Below are 3,393 nucleotides of genomic sequence, written 5' to 3'. Positions count from 1 at the left end.
TATTCTATTTTTTGTAAATTATTGTTTATTAATAATATTCTAACCCCCTATTTGTTAATGTCTCTAAAAATTTTCTTGTCCTCTTTTTTTCAAAAAAATTGCAAGGTTAACTATTGCAAAAATGAGATTTTTATCGACTTTTTGCACCAAAAAAATGGTTTATAAAGTATTAAATATACTTTTTAGTCGCTAAATTCTGACAAAAGTATGTTAAAAATATATTAATTAAATGCAGTGGTAATTGATAACAGAATGAAATAATTTTGTTTAACCATTCGCTAATATTTTGTTCTTTTTACTTGCAAACGACCTGTAGAGGTTTTTTTTGGGAATTTAAGATGCAATCTACTCACTCAAAATCTAGCCGAACTTTCTTTGGCCATCCCTATCCATTAAGCTCCCTTTTCTTTACCGAAATGTGGGAACGCTTTTCTTTCTATGGTATTCGCCCATTATTAATTCTATTTATGGCGGCAACCGTTTATGAGGGTGGCATGGAAATCCCCAGAGAGCAGGCATCTGCCATTGTGGGTATTTTCGCAGGCGGTGTGTATTTAACATCGCTGCCAGGAGGTTGGCTGGCTGATAACTGGTTAGGTCAGCGCCTAGCGGTATGGTACGGCTCTATCTTTATCGCATTAGGACATCTATCCATCGCACTTTCAGCGTTTTGGTCACAAGATCTGTTCTTTATCGGTTTATTACTCATTGTATTAGGTACAGGACTATTTAAAACCTGCGTCACTGTGATGGTAGGAACCTTATATAAAAGGGATGATACTCGCCGTGATGGCGGATTTTCCTTATTTTATATGGGTATCAATATGGGCTCATTTATTGCACCACTCATCACGGGTTTCTTAGTTCGTGATTATGGCTGGCATTGGGGCTTTGGTATCGGTGGAATTGGTATGCTTGTTGCGCTACTGATTTTCCGCTTTTACGCAGTACCGACCATGCGTCGCTTTGATAGCGAAGTCGGTTTAGATTCAAGTTGGGATCGCCCAACGGTTGTTCGTCGTAATGTCGGTCAATGGATCTTAGCGTTATCTGTCGTTCTTATAGCCATTGTTGGCCTTATTATTTCTGGCGTTATTCCTTTTAACCCAGTTGTTGTGGCTAACTTTATGGTCTATGTGATTTCAGGTAGTGTTATCGCCTATTTTATCTATTTATTCCTATTTGCTGGATTAAGTAGCAGTGACCGTTCTCGTTTATTTGTTTGTTTCCTCTTATTGGTTTCAGCCGCCCTTTTCTGGTCTGCATTCGAACAAAAACCGACATCATTTAACTTATTTGCCAATGACTATACTGACTTAAACTTTATGGGTTTTGAGATCCCTGCTGTTTGGTTCCAGTCTGTTAATGCCCTATTTATTATTATTCTTGCGCCTGTATTTAGCTGGCTATGGCCAATGATGGCTCGTAATAATATGAACTTAAGTAGCATGACTAAGTTTGTCATTGGTATTTTATTTGCAGCAGGTGGCTTTACCGTCATGATGTTTGCATCTGAAAGTGTCATTGCAACAGGGCAAGGCGTTTCACCGCTTTGGTTAATTGGCAGTATTTTATTACTGACATTAGGTGAATTATGCTTAAGTCCAATTGGGCTTGCGACAATGACTATTTTAGCTCCAGCTAAAATGCGTGGTCAGGTTATGGGATTATGGTTCTGTGCAAGTGCATTAGGTAATTTGGCAGCAGGTTTAATGGGTGGGAATATCCGTCCAGACAAACTGGATGTAATGCCTGACTTCTTCTCTCATGTTTCTATCGCTCTGGTTATTTGTGCAGTTGTTCTTGCTGCACTAATTATTCCAGTGCGTAAGCTGTTACAAAGCGCAGATAGTAAAGAGAAAGCTCAAGCTTAATTTAATGCGTTAATTATTAAAGCCATGTCTAAATCATTAGGCATGGCTTTTTGCTTTATATTCGACAAGTTGAAAGCTATTTTTAAGTATTGCACCTGATATTTAAAACGCTTAATCTCATTACCCTCTATTATTGATAGTTGATTACTAAGGTAATGCGATGACTGTTCTTCCTATTTATTATGTTAATGCTTTTTCCTCTCAACCTTTTTCAGGAAACCCAGCAGCTGTCGTTTTGTTAGAAGAATGGTTGCCTGATGACACCTTAATTACACTTGCTAATGAGATTAATTTACCTGAAACCGCTTTTTTAGTGGGTAATCATATTCGTTGGTTTACACCTAAAATTGAAGTTCCTCTTTGTGGGCATGCAACATTAGCCACTGCTTTTGTACTCAAAACGATAAAACAATCCCCTACTGATCTCTTTAAATTTCAGTCTCTTTCAGGTGAGCTGACTGTTTCTTACCAAGATCCTTTCTTTACCCTTAATTTTCCGGCTATATCCGCGACATTAAATAACGATATAAAATCAGAACTTGAAGAAAAATTAGCATTACAAATAGAGCAAGTTTGGCAAGCGCGTGATCGCTATATTTGCTTTTTATCTGATCCAGAAACAGTCATTAACTACCAACCTGATTTCGCTCAAATCACACAATTGCCTTTACCGGGTGTGATTATCACCGCCAAAGGTCATGCTCCTTTTGACTTTATTTCTCGCTTCTTTGCCCCTGTAAAAGGGGTAAATGAAGATCCTGTTACAGGTACATCGCATTGTGTATTAGCACCGATTTGGGGGGATAAACTCAATAAAACACGGTTACAAGCAAGACAAGTTTCAAAACGCGGTGGGAATATAGACTGTGTGCTAAAAGGTGATCGAGTTTTACTAACAGGAGATGCTGCACTCTTTTTAATTGGCGAAATAACCTTTTAATTATAAAAGACATAATCACTCATTCATCTACTTTGCTTTCAATTTACTCTATTTTATACTGTGAGGAATTTCCCTTACAGTATCAAAGAAGAAGGCTTTATTTTTATGTCTATCTCTGACTTATCTCCTGAACTACAAAATAAAATTAAAAATTCAGTTACCCGTGTATCTAAGGTCATATTTCCCACCACAACTAATCACCACTCAACACTCTTTGGTGGCACCGCATTAGCTTGGATGGATGAAGTGTCATTTATTACGGCCACCCGCTTTAGCCGTAAACGCCTAGTCACGGTTTCAACTGAAAAAATAAATTTTAATCACCCAATTCCATCAGGGACGATTATTGAACTCGTGGGTGAAGTTATTCGTGTTGGACGCACAAGTTTAACGGTGAATGTTTCTATTTTTCTTGAAGATATGTACGCAGAAGGTCGTGAAGAGGTGATCCATGGTCAGTTTAATTTTGTTGCTGTTGATCATGACGGAAAACCTACCCCATTATTCGATAAATAGCGTTTTATAAAGAGATTTATCATGATTTTTTATCTCTATTAATTAAAAACCACTTATTTTATT

Annotated in this window: 3 protein-coding genes; all 3 read left to right on the top strand. The window is 37.4% G+C overall.

Going from position 1 to position 3,393, the window contains the following annotated elements; translation table 11 throughout:
* The first annotated feature begins 338 nt into the window (after nt 1–338).
* Nucleotides 339–1,874 (top strand): peptide MFS transporter, encoded by a 1,536-nt coding sequence (locus BHE89_RS12765; protein ID WP_069367438.1) that lies wholly within the window; start codon nt 339–341, stop codon nt 1,872–1,874.
* A 160-nt stretch (nt 1,875–2,034) separates the two neighbouring features.
* Complete coding sequence (locus BHE89_RS12760) at nt 2,035–2,814, top strand: PhzF family phenazine biosynthesis protein (protein ID WP_069367437.1); 780 nt, start codon at nt 2,035–2,037, stop codon at nt 2,812–2,814.
* Between the two features lie 105 nt (nt 2,815–2,919).
* On the top strand, nt 2,920–3,330 hold the full coding sequence (locus tag BHE89_RS12755; protein ID WP_069367436.1) for an acyl-CoA thioesterase: 411 nt from the start codon (nt 2,920–2,922) through the stop codon (nt 3,328–3,330).
* Nucleotides 3,331–3,393: the final 63 nt, after the last annotated feature.

The sequence above is a fragment of the Shigella sp. FC1967 genome (genome assembly GCF_001743005.1).
In the GTDB taxonomy this organism is placed as follows: domain Bacteria; phylum Pseudomonadota; class Gammaproteobacteria; order Enterobacterales; family Enterobacteriaceae; genus Proteus.
This window is presented reverse-complemented; position numbering and strand designations above follow the sequence as displayed.